The 14,070-nt window shown below is 38.9% G+C and carries 10 protein-coding genes; 5 read left to right on the plus strand and 5 right to left on the minus strand.

The annotated features are described in order from the left end of the window. Window positions 1-3: 3 nt before the first annotated feature. Window positions 4-606, minus strand: a complete 603-nt coding sequence (locus AVFI_RS17480) for a hypothetical protein (protein ID WP_054775808.1) — start codon at window positions 604-606, stop codon at window positions 4-6. A 276-nt stretch (window positions 607-882) separates the two neighbouring features. Between AVFI_RS17480 and AVFI_RS17485 the strand changes: the two genes are divergently transcribed. Further along, on the plus strand, window positions 883-3,174 hold the full coding sequence (locus AVFI_RS17485; protein WP_188863685.1) for a patatin-like phospholipase family protein: 2,292 nt from the start codon (window positions 883-885) through the stop codon (window positions 3,172-3,174). A 66-nt stretch (window positions 3,175-3,240) separates the two neighbouring features. On the opposite strand, the gene AVFI_RS17490 is transcribed toward AVFI_RS17485, so the two are convergent. After that, window positions 3,241-5,136, minus strand: coding sequence for a fructose-specific PTS transporter subunit EIIC (locus AVFI_RS17490; RefSeq protein ID WP_188863686.1), 1,896 nt, complete (start codon window positions 5,134-5,136; stop codon window positions 3,241-3,243). A gap of 204 nt (window positions 5,137-5,340) precedes the next feature. Between AVFI_RS17490 and AVFI_RS17495 the strand changes: the two genes are divergently transcribed. Both AVFI_RS17495 and AVFI_RS17500 read left to right on the plus strand, forming a co-directional pair. Further along, complete coding sequence (locus tag AVFI_RS17495) at window positions 5,341-5,640, plus strand: PTS fructose transporter subunit IIB (protein WP_005423026.1); 300 nt, start codon at window positions 5,341-5,343, stop codon at window positions 5,638-5,640. Continuing rightward, a complete protein-coding gene (locus AVFI_RS17500) occupies window positions 5,640-6,425 on the plus strand; it encodes a PTS sugar transporter subunit IIA (RefSeq protein ID WP_011263542.1) in 786 nt (261 codons plus the stop codon). The genes AVFI_RS17495 and AVFI_RS17500 overlap by 1 nt, the downstream gene beginning before the upstream one ends. 159 nt (window positions 6,426-6,584) lie before the next feature. Here AVFI_RS17500 and manA read toward each other — a convergent pair whose 3' ends face one another. Both manA and AVFI_RS17510 read right to left on the minus strand, forming a co-directional pair. Continuing rightward, the gene (manA, locus tag AVFI_RS17505) at window positions 6,585-7,781 is read right to left on the minus strand and encodes a mannose-6-phosphate isomerase, class I (RefSeq protein ID WP_054775809.1); all 1,197 of its coding nucleotides are present in this window, start codon (window positions 7,779-7,781) and stop codon (window positions 6,585-6,587) included. A 71-nt stretch (window positions 7,782-7,852) separates the two neighbouring features. After that, entirely contained in the window at window positions 7,853-9,754 is a 1,902-nt protein-coding gene (locus AVFI_RS17510) for a PTS fructose transporter subunit IIABC (RefSeq protein WP_065596862.1), read from the minus strand. Between the two features lie 300 nt (window positions 9,755-10,054). Here AVFI_RS17510 and AVFI_RS17515 point away from each other — a divergent pair, with 300 nt between their 5' ends. Further along, entirely contained in the window at window positions 10,055-10,912 is an 858-nt protein-coding gene (locus tag AVFI_RS17515) for a helix-turn-helix transcriptional regulator (RefSeq protein ID WP_005423022.1), read from the plus strand. 81 nt (window positions 10,913-10,993) lie between these two features. Further along, window positions 10,994-11,866 carry a DMT family transporter gene (locus AVFI_RS17520; RefSeq protein ID WP_188863687.1) on the plus strand — a complete coding sequence of 291 codons (873 nt, stop codon included), beginning with the start codon at window positions 10,994-10,996 and terminating at the stop codon, window positions 11,864-11,866. Between the two features lie 91 nt (window positions 11,867-11,957). Here AVFI_RS17520 and AVFI_RS17525 read toward each other — a convergent pair whose 3' ends face one another. After that, window positions 11,958-13,991 carry an EAL domain-containing protein gene (locus AVFI_RS17525; RefSeq protein ID WP_065596995.1) on the minus strand — a complete coding sequence of 678 codons (2,034 nt, stop codon included), beginning with the start codon at window positions 13,989-13,991 and terminating at the stop codon, window positions 11,958-11,960. Between the last annotated feature and the right edge of the window lie 79 nt (window positions 13,992-14,070).

Raw genomic sequence — 14,070 nt, forward strand, 5'->3', positions numbered from 1 at the left:
TCCTTAGAATAACAAAGATACAGATAACTCAAGCCCACCTAGGCCATCGTTATAAATTGGTTGAATGTAAGAAGCTTGAGGGATGATCTGTAAATGAGCATCTGGGTTACTTCCAAGCTTAATAACAGTACCAAATGATAGAACTGCACCTACTTCAAATTGATCAATGTCATCTAATTGATTACCATATTTGTAACCTTCGTGGTCTACTTTCCAACGATTTCCATATTGGCTATATCCTAATGATAATCCTGCACCTACGTATGGTGTAAAAGCCCACCAATTACCAAGTGCATATTGAGGAACAATACGGAATTCATAATTGGTGACTTCTTGATACACACCATTTGCTGGCGCTTCAATATAATCAGAAAGATAATTAAAACCAAACAACCAACGCCAACGGTTATTGTTTTCGTCAATTGGTCTCGTATGAACTAAGCCATAACTGATTGTGCTGAGTTCGCCACTCATTCCTTGTTCGTACTCAGTAGATTCTATCGTTTTAAAATTGGCAGCAATACCGTAGCGTTCACCTTTAGCAAATGCAGGTAAAGAGCAAGCCATAATTAAAGCCATAAAACCCAGTTGGATTGGCTTAGCCATTTGTTAATCCTCTAGCAAAATATTTTTGTTCTATTTTATTTAGCTTGCCAAAATATCAACTTAATTGTTTATTTCAATACGATAACTCGCGCTTATAAAAAAACACACGGAATCACTATTTTAATAGTCAAAATGACAGGCAATTCAGTTAAAGTGAAAGTGACGGTTTGTTTATAGAAGAGTGTTAATCTAATAGCGTTACCCCGATCAAATTCTGCTTTTTTAAACCTGATATTCTTATGAAAATTAATGATTATTCTTATCTGGATGGTGATTATGCGTCATGTTTTTCGCTTGAAATTATGGTTTGTTTTTTTAGCTACATTTCTTTTTACACCGTATTTATATGCAGAGCCAATAAAAGAACCATCTCGCCCTAAAATTGCTTTGGTACTTGCTGGTGGTGGTGCAAAAGGGGCGGCACACATTGGCGTATTAAAAGCGCTTGAAGAGTTAAATATACCCATAGATATTATTACTGGTACTAGTATGGGGGCGTATGTCGGTGGGCTTTATGCTACAGGGAAATCGGCCTCTGAGATTGAAGCGTATTTGCATACCGTAGATTGGTACAGTGGCTATCAAGATGAGGTTGGCAGAGAAGAGAAAAATAGTCGAGATAAAAAGTACGAAGACAGGTTTGCAATAAATCCATCGCTAGGAATCAGAAAAGAGGGAGTAAAATCACCAAAGTCAGCGATTCAAGGGCAGAATATGCTCAAGATTTTACGTGAAACATCTGGTAATCCCGTGTCCGTTGCATCGTTTGATGATTTCCCTATTCGCTACCGTTCAGTTGCGACTGATATTGTTTCAATGGAAGAAGTGGTTATCGATCATGGCCTTTTAGTTGATGCGATGATGGCAAGCATGTCGGTACCTGGCGCCTTACCACCTTATGAGTTTGAGGATAAGCTGCTTATCGATGGTGGCGTAACCAATAATATGCCCGTTGAACTGGCAAAAGAGATGGGGGCGGATATTGTCATCGCGGTGGATATTAGCTCAAATTATATGACTAAAGAGCAGATAGGCTCATTATTTGATGTGGCATCTCAATTAACTAATTTTATGGTTAAACGCAGTACTCAAGAGCAAGCGGAATTTTTAACAGATAAAGATATTTTATTGCAGCCTCGAGTTGGTGATATTGAAACGACGGATTTCTCAAGTATGTCAAGAGCGTATCAAGAGGGCTACGATACAGCAATGACGCTGAAATCACGTCTAAAATCTTTAGCGGTTACTCCTAATGAATATGCTCAATACAGCAACAGGAAAAAACAGCAATCAGCTAACGTTCGCTTAGCTCAAGGCGCAATCATTGATAAAGTAGAAGTTGAAAATCGAAGTCATTATGAGAGCGACAAACTAGAGCGTTTTATTCAGTTTGAGAAAGGAACATCGCTTAACAGTGATTATATTGAAGGCAAAATTCACGCTCTATATGCAACCAATCGTTTTGAAACAATTACTTATTTAGTTGAAGAAGATAACAATGAAAATGTATTAAAAGTGACCGCCAAAGAGAAAGAGTGGGGACCTAATTACTTAAATTTTCGTTTTTTCTTAGAAGAGGATTTTGATACGCACAGTCAGTATGGTCTTGGAGCATCAATTAATTTTACCGATTTAAACAATTATGGTGCTGAATTACGTACAAATGTTGAATTAGGTACGGATAAGATATTTGATGCGACCATTCATTATCCTCTTTATCTGAATCATCATTTCTTTGTGCAATCAAACATGATGTATAGCGATAAAAAACGCTCAATTTCAACAAGCAGTTTAGAAGATAAAGAGCCAAACAGCAGCATGAGCTTTTATCCTGTTAATCTTCGAGATTTTACCGTGGATGCTTTGTTTGGTGTAGAAGCAACAAAAGATCAGCAGTTAAAAACAGGGATCTTATATGCAAAAGGAAGCCATGAATTAACCGGACTTTCAGCGTATGGGAGAACGGAATATGAACGCTTAGGTGCAACGTTCGAATACAATTTTGATAGTTTAGACAGTATTTCATTGCCAACGCATGGTTCGTTAATAAATGCACGTTACTTATATGCATTCGATAAGGTAAATAGCCGAGATGTAGATGGCTCTGATCATTCAGAACAATACATTGATGAATTTACAGCAGAAGCGTTATTTGCCAGAAGCATTGCAAGACACACTTTCATTGGTAGTGCGGAATATGGGATAACGAATAGCGATGATTACTTGGTTCCAGTTAATCCGATTGAGCTTGGCGGGTTTAATCATTTATCAGGCTTGCCACGAAACAGTTTGATTGGTGCAAATAAAATTTATGGACGCTTAACTTATCGATACCGTTGGTTTGAGAATGATTTAGGCATGTTTAAAACAGCGGTTTATTTGGGGGCATCAGCAGAATACGGTGGTTTATGGTCAATGAAATCAACAGACATTAGCTCCGCACCGCTTATTTTCTCTGGTTCATTGTTTGGAGGAATAGATACGCCTATTGGGCCGATTATTCTGTCTTATGGACGAGCAGAAAATGGTTTAGATTCTGTGTATCTGATTGTTGGAAATGTTGAATAAGTGTGGAGATGATTAACGGTTTTAAGGTAAGGGTTGATACTACAACCATATCAACCCTGACTGAGTTTACGCTCTTGAAAAACGCTTGTGATGTTTCGTTAAATTATCATTGAGCAGTTGCTCTGCACTGTACATGGCATCTTTGGTGGCAATATCCAGTGTCCGCATTCCTTTAAAACGAAGAGGTTCTTTGATTGCCACATCATGAGCAAAAATGACCAGCTTGGCGTTCTTTATATCAAGAGGGGTAATACGGTTATTAATACCATCAGCGCCTTGGGTCTCTACTTTGATTTTAATACCGAGTTTATGAGCCGCTTTTTCTAAACTTTTAGCCGCAAGAAAAGTATGAGCGACTCCTGATGGGCAAGCCGTGACTGCTAATACGTCGGCTTCACCTTCATTTTTAACGGATTCAAAAGTGAATTCTTGTTGTATCTGTTCATCATCTTCTACCGCGTTTTTCTTAAGTAAAATAACAATAGCGGCAGTGGTGAATGCACCTAAAAGTGTTCCTATAATGTAGCCAATTTTGCCATCGACAACAGGTAATACAATCCATCCTCCCCAAGGAGCATGGTTTAATACATTAAATACAAAACCAGTAATATTACCGACAATGCCACCAGCAACAATCGCTGGGATAACACGAGCGGGATCGGCAGCAGCAAATGGAATCGCACCTTCAGTTATGCCTATCATTCCCATAATACCAGCCGCTTTACCGGCTTCTCGCTCATCACGTTTAAATTTCTTTGGAGATAAGAACGTCGCCAGTGCCATTCCCAGTGGTGGAGTACAAATAGCGATGCCAACACCGCCCATTAACCATGGCTGAGTGTTCACTTGAGTTTGAGCAAATAAGGTTGCCACTTTATTAATTGGTCCACCCATATCAAAAGCGGCCATCGCACCTAGAATTGCACCTAAAGCGATTTTTCCTGAGCCTGCCATGCTAGCGAGCCATTCGTTTAGCGCTGCCATGGCATTAGATATAGGAGCACCTATTACCCACATTACTGCTGCACAAGTGAGGAAGGTGCCAACAAGGGGATAAATAAAGATAGACCCTAACGAAGCCATACTTTCAGGCAGTTTAATTTTCTTTAAACTGCGAACCACAAAGCCAGCAAAGAATCCAATGATGATCGCACCTAAAAAACCGGTATTGTATTGTTGAACTGCAATCCATGAACCTATCATGCCAGGAGCGAGTCCCGGTTTATCTGCAATAGAGTAGGCGATATAACCACCTAATACCGCAGTAAATAGCGTTAACCCTGCGATGCCCATTTGAGCGATATCAGCCAAAATACCTTCTGTTGGTACGGCCCCTTGACCTGAGATCATCACAGATAGGGAAAGTAATACACCACCAGCAACGATGAATGGGATCATGTGCGATGTACCAAATAATAAATGTTCTTTGGTGCGGCCTAGTTTACGCGTTAACTCACTTTTCTCTATTTGAGATGGAGCATTTTCAATGTCGGTTGATTCAGTACTTGGTTGAATAATATCCGTAAAAAGATCGAGTATTTCTTCTTTTGTGTCGGCTTTTTTGAGTTTATTGGTAAAACCATCTTCAATCAAACGACTGGAGATCTGTGCTAGGGCTTCAATGTGCTGGTTATCATCACCATCAGTTGAGGCGAGCATAAAAAAGATATCAGAAGGTTCACCGTCCTCAGCACCATAATCAATACCGGTGCGACTGATCCCAATAGCGACAGAAGGGGTGAGTACGGCAGAGCTTTTTGCGTGAGGAATAGCAATACCATCCTCAAAACCTGTGTTGCCTATCTCTTCACGGGCCCACACATCGGCTAAGAATTGTGTTTTATTAGAGAGTTTTCCGGCATCATCTAAAATTTGAACCATCTCTTGAAGGATATCTTCTTTAGATGTGGATTTAAGGTCTAAACAGATAACATTGGCGTTTATAAGAGAGGTGATATCCATAACAATTCCATTATCTACCGGTAATAGGGCGTAATCTTAGTTGATCTTTGAGTTTTTATAACTGGATAAAAAATACATTTACTGGATTATTGTAACCTAATTGGTAAAGTGTGAGTTTCATCCTTATTCATTTATATAAAGCAATTTATCATAAATAACAGATATATATCGAACATTTAAATTGTAATAAGAAAAGAGTTAATAATGAAAATTGTAGCAGTTACCGCTTGTCCTACAGGAATCGCACATACTTATATGGCTGCGGATGTATTGAAAAAAGCGGCAGCAAAGTTAGGTGTCTCAATTAAAGTGGAAACACAAGGTGCAATGGGGGTAGAAAATGTACTGACACCCGTTGATATCGTCAGTGCTGATTTGGTTATTATTGCATCGGATATCGAGATTGAAGATAAGAACCGTTTTTTAGGAATTAATTCAAAACAATTCCCAATTGAAACCATATTAACGGATGTTGAAGGTATACTGAAAAAACACCTTTTCTAATGGAGCTTAATACTATCGATTACCGAATTACTTTTTTTGTAAAAGATCAGGGCTTGCCACCTCAAGTTGCAAGTCAATTAACCCGTCTTGCTAAAAAGTTTAAGAGTTTGGTTTATATCGATAATATTACTCAAAATAGAAGTACAAACGCTGAAAGTTCATTGGGATTACTTCAAGTCGGTCTGTGTCCTGGTGATTTTTGTCAATTAATTACAGTGGGTATGGATGCGGAGTGGGCCAATTTTGTTTTAACGGATTTATTGTCGTCGACGTTTGATTTTGTTGCTTCAGATAAATTGTGTGATTTCTCAGAAACCATTACCAATACTTACCCTCAATTAACCCCCCAGTGTGAGGTGGATTTCCACTACGTAAAAGCGCAAGCCGTACTGTCTAAGTTTGAAATCCTAAAAGGTTTGTCTCAACTTATTTATCCAAAAGAATCTGATGAGCTATTGCTTGCATTGATAAAGCGTGAAGAGCGTTCATCGACAGCAATGGCAAAACAGATCGCGTTACCACATGTTATTTCCCCTTATGTAGAAAAACCGACAATCGCCATTATTCGCAGTGATTACCCAGTTGATTGGGCATCCAAGATGGGAGATGTGAATGTCATTATTGCTTTGGTGCTTCCTGAAAAACCAACCAAAGAGATGATCATGGCTGCGACGTATTTAACGCGGAGTTTATTATCTGAGGATTTCAGTCAAAGATTGGTACACACAAGGCAGCCTAAAGGGCTTCAAGCCTTAATCTTATATGCAATGTGCCAATTATTGTAACGGCAATAATGTAAATTGCGGGCATAAAAAAGCTGGCTTAACGACAACCGCCAAGCCAGCATTCTGCTAGACCCTAGACCCTAGACCCTAGACCCTAGACCCTAGACCCTAGACCCTAGACCCTAGACCCTAGACCCTAGACCCTAGACCCTAGACCCTTTAGTTATACGCTCTCGCTACGTTACCATTGCTGGTTAACGAGTAACGTTTTGCATAAGCAGGAATAAAAACAGAGTGGCCTTTTGCAACTGTTACCGATTCACCATTTTCGTGAGTTAAAGTTAAATCACTATCAATAGCGAATAAGATCTCTGCGCTGTTGGTTTCTAGCGTTAACGCATCGGTTGCGGTAAATACTGAGAATTTAAAATCATTAACAGGGATAGGGTAGCTCATACCACCATCAACCGTATTTGGCTGAGTAAGTAATGATGAAAGAGGTTGGCTTACAAACTCAGTGCAAGACATTAATTCATCAATATCCATGTATTTAGGTGTTAACCCTGCACGTAATACGTTGTCAGAGTTTGCCATGATTTCTAACCCTGTGCCATGAATATAAGCGTGCGGTGTACATGCGCTTAGGAACATGGCTTCACCCGGTTTTAACGTAATAACATTAAGCATAAGTGGAGCAAATAAACCTACATCATTCGGATATTGAATCGCAAGCTCTTGAAGCAGTACAAATAGCTCATCAGTGCTGCTTGATGCGTAATCAAGTAATTCAGCAACAGCACGCTCTTTGGTTTCATTTTCTAAAGAAAGAATCGCTTTAAAGAAACGTTGTAAACCGTTTGAATTTGGTTCTTGAGCTAAGTCATCAACATAAGATGCGATAGTTGGAAGCTGCATTGCAGAGAACAAAGAGACGATTTCTTGATAATCTCTAAAGCCGTTCATCGCTTTATAGTCAGTTAATGCGTAAACCAATTCAGGTTTGTGGTTGTTATCTTTGTAGTTACGATTGAAAGCCGTTAGGGCAATGCCTGTTTTTTCTTCTTTTTCAAACCCATCAACCGCTTGTTGTTTATTTGGGTGAACTTGAATAGAAAGGGCTTTTTCTGCTGCCAGTACTTTAAAAAGGTACGGTAATTCACCAAAGGCATCAGCTGTTGTTTTTGATAAAAAAGCTTCTTTATCTTGATTGATTAAATCAGATAGAAGAACAGAGTCGCCATTAACAGTAACTGCAGAACAACCGTTAGGATGAGCACCCATCCAAAGTTCAGCTTGAGGTTTACCTGTGTTGTTTTTTATATCAAATAAGGCTTCGATTGAAGTGTGACTTCCCCAAGCATAATCTTGAATTACGTTGGTCATTGGGTAAAAAGTTTGAGGTTTTAATGCGTTCATAATGTACTCGTCATAAAACTAGAAAGACACTATCAACGACAGGGGGATTGTCGTCAATAGTGTCAGAGCAATTAAGCAGCTACAGGAGCAGAATTTTTGTTCTGGCGCATCTTTTTAAGTGATACACAAACTAGAGCAGTCACAACAGTACCTGCTGCCATACATGCAATTGCTAGTACTGGTTTGTTCATTGCACCAAGAAGCGCAACAACTGGACCACCGTGAGCAACACTGTTTGTAATACCAAATGAGAAAGCCATTACTGCAGCAGTGATTGAACCAAGCATGTTCGCAGGGATAACAGACAGTGGATCTTGAGCTGCAAATGGAATCGCACCTTCAGAGATACCTACTAAGCCCATTGCACCAGCCGCTTTACCCGCTTCGGTTTCAGATTCTTCAAAGATATTGAATTTACGACCAATAACGGTTGCTAAAGACATACCTAGTGGAGCAACAGGAATCGCACATGCCATTGCACCCATAAATTGAGTTTGACCACTTGCAATCATACCTACAGAGAATAGGAAGGCTACTTTGTTGAATGGACCACCCATATCAAAGCCAGCCATACCACCCAGTACGATACCAAGTAATACAACGTTACCTGTACTCATTGTAGTAAGCAGCGCAGTTAATGAATCCATTAAGCTTGCGATTGGAGCACCAATAACAAAGATAAACAGACCTGAGATAAATAGAGAGCCTGCAATAGGGGCAATCATAATAGGAACAAGCGGTTGAATAAATTTGTTGTAGTTAATGTTAGCAACAAATTTAACGAAGTAACCCACTAATAAACCAGCGATGATAGCACCAATGAAACCAGTACCCGCTTCGGCACCGTAGAATGAACCGTTGTTTGCAATCCAACCACCAATCAAGCCAGGAGCAAGAGCAGGGCGATCAGCAATAGCGTAAGCAATGTAACCGGCTAAAACAGGGATCATTAAAGTAAAGGCAACCACACCCACATCAAGCACTTTATTCCATAGGCTACCAGGAGGAATTGCCATTCCACTTTCTGTTGGTTGACCACCAAGCGCTAGAGCCAGTGCGATCAATAGACCACCAGTAACAACAAATGGGATCATGTGAGATACGCCATTCATTAGGTAACGGTATAGATCAGAACGAGCTTGTGATGTTTTGTCTTTAGTTTCAGATGATGCATTAGAGTTATCAGCCACAAAAGGTGGTTGAGAAAGTGATTGAGTAATTAACCCTTTCGCATCTTTAATTGGCGCTTTTACGCCAGTTTGAATTAATTTTTTACCAGCAAAACGATTCAGATCCACTTGCTTATCACAAGCCACGATGATCGCTTCTGCTTTTTCGATTTCTTCGGCTGTTGGGCTATTTTTAACACCAATAGAACCGTTCGTTTCTACTTTGATTTGATAACCTAATTCAGCGGCACCTTTCTCAAGCGCTTCAGATGCAAGGTAAGTATGTGCAATACCTGCAGGGCAACCAGTAACGCCAATCAAGAACCCTTTATTCGCTTCAACAGCTTCTGCTTCGTCAGTTTTTTGAAGCAGTAATTCAAGTGCCATTTTTGAAGACGTCGTGTTTAAGAATTTCTCAATAAAGCCGTCTTCGATTAACTTAGATGATAGCTCTGCAAGTACTTCAATGTGGTGATCTGCACCATTTGCCGGTGAAGCGATCATGAAGAATAGACGAGATGGAAGACCATCTTCAGCACCGTATTCGATGCCTTCTTTGCTAACACCAATCATTACAGCAGGAGAAATAACTGCCGCACTTTTAGCATGAGGAAGGGCAACGCCTTCTTCAAATCCGGTATTTCCTAACTCTTCACGAGCATAGATATCCGCTAAAAATTGTTGTTTATCACTGATGCGGCCTTGCTGGAACAAATGTTCAGCCATTTCAGAAAAAACGTCGTCTTTAGTTTGAGCTTTCAGGTTTAAACAAATGAGTTGTTCATTGATTAAGTCAGTAATCATGAAATATTCCCTGTTAATGATGGGTTACTTATGTAGGGACAGTTTGAATGGAATAAGGGCTTTGTGTAAGTGTGCGAGAAAGACATTTACTGGATTATTGTAACATCTGTCAGCAAGTGTGATTCAGCTCTTATTTTTATAAAACGAAATATCTATAATGTACAAATCAAAAAAATATTTAATAAATAAAGAGTTACATGATTGTTTGGTGTGTTTCTCATTGTGGTTTTTATCAATAGTAATCATGCACTTGATTATTAAAGTGGATAAAAATGCGGTTATTTTCGTAAAGTGGTTATCATGGATTTAGTATTTAATACCGTTTTAGAGGCCTTGTTGGCTGAGAGAGAAAGCTTTAATCAGATCTGGTTTGCTGGAGATAAAGTAACGCCTCCTGCATGTTGTTATCAGGTAAACTTTCCTCGTCTAGAATTGGTGATTAGTGGTGAATACCGAAACCAAATAGAAGATCCCGAATTTGGCATTACTGAAGTTAAAGTCATGGCTGGTGATGCCTTGTATATCCCACCGAACTGTTGGAATAAGCCAGATTGGAGTGAGGATTGCTCTGTACTTAGTTTGCTCTTTGGTCGCAGACAAGTTGGCTTTAGCTTAGTGAGTAAGCGTAAAGGAGAAGAGGGGTTTTACGACGTACAAAAGTACAGTATCCAGACTCGTACAGGTCACGCTATTGATAATATTTTAGAAGCGTTAAATGCGTTAGCCCGCGAACCAAACAAAAAACAGATCGACGAATATCTGCTTCTTGCGTTACTCAGTTACAGTAAGTCTATGTTAGGTGAGCCAAGTGAAACAGTATCACCTAAAAAGCGCAGTGAAGATCTGTATCAGGGAATTTGCATTTATATTCAAGAGAATTTCCATAAAAGCATAGATAGAACCACGATTGCGAATCGTTTTAATATTTCACCAAATCATTTATCGCGTATGTTTAGACAACAAGGACATATGACATTGGCTGATTATATTACTTGGGTGAGAATTGAACGTGCTAAGTTTATGCTAAAGAAATACACCTTCCGTTTAACTGAGGTAGCAACACGTTGTGGCTTTCAAGATGTGAACTATTTTTATCGTGTATTTAAGAATAAAACCAGTTATACCCCTTCTGATTATAGAGCGATGGTAAAAGTATAAAATAATCACTCACAACGACTATCTATAGAGGTTCACTTATGTATCATGTGAGAAAAGGAAGTGATTCATAAAGGATGATGTGTGAGTTGGATATTATTTACGTTACTTGCAGCGTTTAGCCAATCATGGCGGAATGCGTTTCAAAGTCGATTAAGTAAAGAATTGAATGTGACAGGTGTGACGTTGTCACGATTTTTGTGGGCAGGACCATTAGCGGCAATATATTTGTGGCTTCTTTATTACTTTGAACCTGTTAATTTACCAAGCTTTACGGCTTATTCGTATTTTTTCATTATTGCTGCATCAGTAATGCAGATCATCGCCACAGGTTTGATGGTGGTATTGTTTAAACAGAAAAACTTTGCCATTGGAGCTGGGCTCGCAAAGAGTGAAGCCCCTGTGTCTGCTTTTCTTGGCGTTTTATTCTTTGGCACGTCTTTATCATTATTTGGTTGGTTAGGGGTGGCAATAGGCGCGGTTGCTGTCTTCTTATTAAGTTGTCCTGATGGCCTTCGTAGTATTTCATTCAAAACGGCAATCATAGGTTTGGCGTGCAGTACCTCTTTTGCGTTAACGTCATTGTGGGTAAGAGAGGCGAGTTTAACCTTATCACTGCCTTTTCCACATCGTGCTGCTTGGGTTTTATTCTTGGTGATTCTATTTCAAACCATCGCGCTTGTTTCTTATCTTTTAATTAGAGACTTCAATACACTTAAGGCGATGTTTATAAAGCCTAAATTGGTTGTTATGACCAGTATAGCCAGCTTTATAGGATCACTTGGTTGGTTTAGTGCTATGTCATTACAAACGGTGCCATTAGTAAAAACCTTAGGTCAAGTTGAAGTCTTTTTTACTATGTTGATCTCTTTCTTTTGGCTAAAAGAAGGGATAAAAAGAAAAGATATATTAGCGTTAATATTGATAGCAATCGCTGCTGTGTTCGTTATGTGGTAGTAAAAAGGACTATGTGGAATAGTCCTTTATTTAATAATCGAAAATTCTAACGCAGTTATCAAGCCTTCTAATCAGCGACTAAGATGACCCGTTATTTATTACGATTGGTATCAATCTGCTCGTTAAGTTTTATTAGTTTTAGCGCCTCTGAAAGCGGTTGTGGTCGCGCAATCAAAAAGCCTTGTACTTTATCAACACCACACTCGGCAACAAATTTAAATTCATCTTCTGTTTCAACACCTTCTGCTACCACTTCACAATTTGCTACATCACCCATTTGAGCGATTAATTGGTATAACTGTTTACCTTTAGTTGTAGAAGCATCTAATAGCAAAGAGCGGTCTAACTTAATTTTATCAAATGGGTATTTTAGTAGATGTGGGAACGAAGCATAACCGGTTCCAAAATCATCCATAGCGATTTTAATTCCATGGGACTTTAAGATCTCTAATGTACTCAGCAGATTATGGTTATCACTCAAAATTGCTTCTTCTGTTATCTCAATTTCTAGCCAATGTGGTGGAATTGAAAAGAACTTTAGACGATCGATTACGTGCTCAGCAAAACCATGTTCTTCAATAGAAGCGACAGAAATATTGATAGCAACACGTCGATCTTCGTTGAGATCCATTTTCTGTATATCAGTTAAGACTTTATCAATAACCAATTTATCCAGTGTTGGCATCATATTAAGCAGTTGGAAATCGCTAATAAAGGTAGGCGGGCATAAATTGCCTTCACGATCTTGATAGCGCAATAATGCCTCAAAAGAGATAACGTCTTTCTCAACAACAGATTGAAGTAATTGATAATGCATTACAAAGCCATCTTCGTGCAGCATTCGAGATAAGCGTTGCTGGGTTGAAGAATGCTTTAAGCTCGTCGCTGCAGAGCTTCTAACATTATCTAATAGGCTTTTAAAAATAGACTGTTCTATATTCGTATTACTCAGTACCGCAGGGTGATTGAGTGCGTATTTCCCTGCAAATGCAAGATAAAAAGGACGATATACAAAAATACCTACAATGATAATAACAAGCTGTAATATTGAACCTTCTATGCTTTCTCCCATTGCAACATAACCACTAAATAATGGTGGAGTCATCCAGTTAACGATATTAACGACTGGAGATATCACCCCTGAAAAGATAGCTAAATAAGTAATTAAAAAACTGATTAATGGTAACGCAACAAATGGGACGATCAGTAATGGATTAAAGATGATTGGTAAGCCAAACAGCAAAACCTCATTGATATTAAACATGACCAATGGGAAGGCGGCGAGAGCCAACATAATATGATTTTTTTCTTTTGAAAATAGAAGAATACAAAGTAATAAACTGATGGAGTTCCCAGATCCACCCATTGACATAAACGCATCATAAAATCCTTGGTTTATGATATTTAACGTTGCTTCTCCTGCTGCCCAATCCGTCATATTCTGTTGAGTTTCAGAATAGATGGTCTGTTTAACGGCAAACAACATGTTGTGGCCATTAATGCCAATCGCGCCTAATAACCCAAGAATGGTTTGGTAGATTAGCCCACCAGTAAAGGTTAAAGGGTCAGCACTCATGTTGCCGATTAAGGCCGTCATGTAATTAATGACTTTCATCATCAATTTAGACAATAAAAAGGCGGCGCTGATAAAAGTAAAAAAGTGGAAGACGTGCTTAAACAAACGAGAAGAAAAATCCAAAGCCTGTGGTTCTAGTTGCTGTAGATTAAAGCGAGTGCAATACATGAATGTGATCAGAGCACTTAAGAGAGCAAGTAGTGGATTATTCGGAAAATAAAATGGCGTAGATAAACTTCCATTCTCTATTGAAAGCAGATAAAACAGAGCTAAAGCGTAGATGATAAACGTTGCGCTACTAAAGGTCGTTTTATGCGATAAGTAATACCCTGCAATAACACAAAAAGAGAGTGGGTAGATGTTAATTAATAAATTCGATAAATGAAAAAGAAGGCTTGAAAGTTCTTTAAATTCAAAAAAGTTAAATAAATGCCCGAGTAGAACAGCGGTTGCGTTCGATAACGTTAGAGGTAAAAGAAGTAATGCAATTGCGGATAAATCATAAATGTAAGAGCGTGATGAAGACTGCGAATTCTTACGTTTAAACACAGAGGTTAACCCTGATAGCGCACTACTAACAAAATTAAGATTTAAAGCTATTTTCAAATGAGAAATTCCAATAATTGAT

The sequence above is a fragment of the Aliivibrio fischeri ATCC 7744 = JCM 18803 = DSM 507 genome, assembly GCF_023983475.1.
GTDB classification, from domain to species: Bacteria; Pseudomonadota; Gammaproteobacteria; order Enterobacterales; family Vibrionaceae; genus Aliivibrio; species Aliivibrio fischeri.

Coding starts and splice junctions, on each gene's coding strand:
- AVFI_RS17480 (WP_054775808.1), bottom strand. CDS start 606: ATGGCTAAGCCAATCCAACTGGGTTTTATGGCTTTAATTATGGCTTGC.
- AVFI_RS17485 (WP_188863685.1), top strand. CDS start 883: ATGCGTCATGTTTTTCGCTTGAAATTATGGTTTGTTTTTTTAGCTACA.
- AVFI_RS17490 (WP_188863686.1), bottom strand. CDS start 5,136: ATGGATATCACCTCTCTTATAAACGCCAATGTTATCTGTTTAGACCTT.
- AVFI_RS17495 (WP_005423026.1), top strand. CDS start 5,341: ATGAAAATTGTAGCAGTTACCGCTTGTCCTACAGGAATCGCACATACT.
- AVFI_RS17500 (WP_011263542.1), top strand. CDS start 5,640: ATGGAGCTTAATACTATCGATTACCGAATTACTTTTTTTGTAAAAGAT.
- manA (WP_054775809.1), bottom strand. CDS start 7,781: ATGAACGCATTAAAACCTCAAACTTTTTACCCAATGACCAACGTAATT.
- AVFI_RS17510 (WP_065596862.1), bottom strand. CDS start 9,754: ATGATTACTGACTTAATCAATGAACAACTCATTTGTTTAAACCTGAAA.
- AVFI_RS17515 (WP_005423022.1), top strand. CDS start 10,055: ATGGATTTAGTATTTAATACCGTTTTAGAGGCCTTGTTGGCTGAGAGA.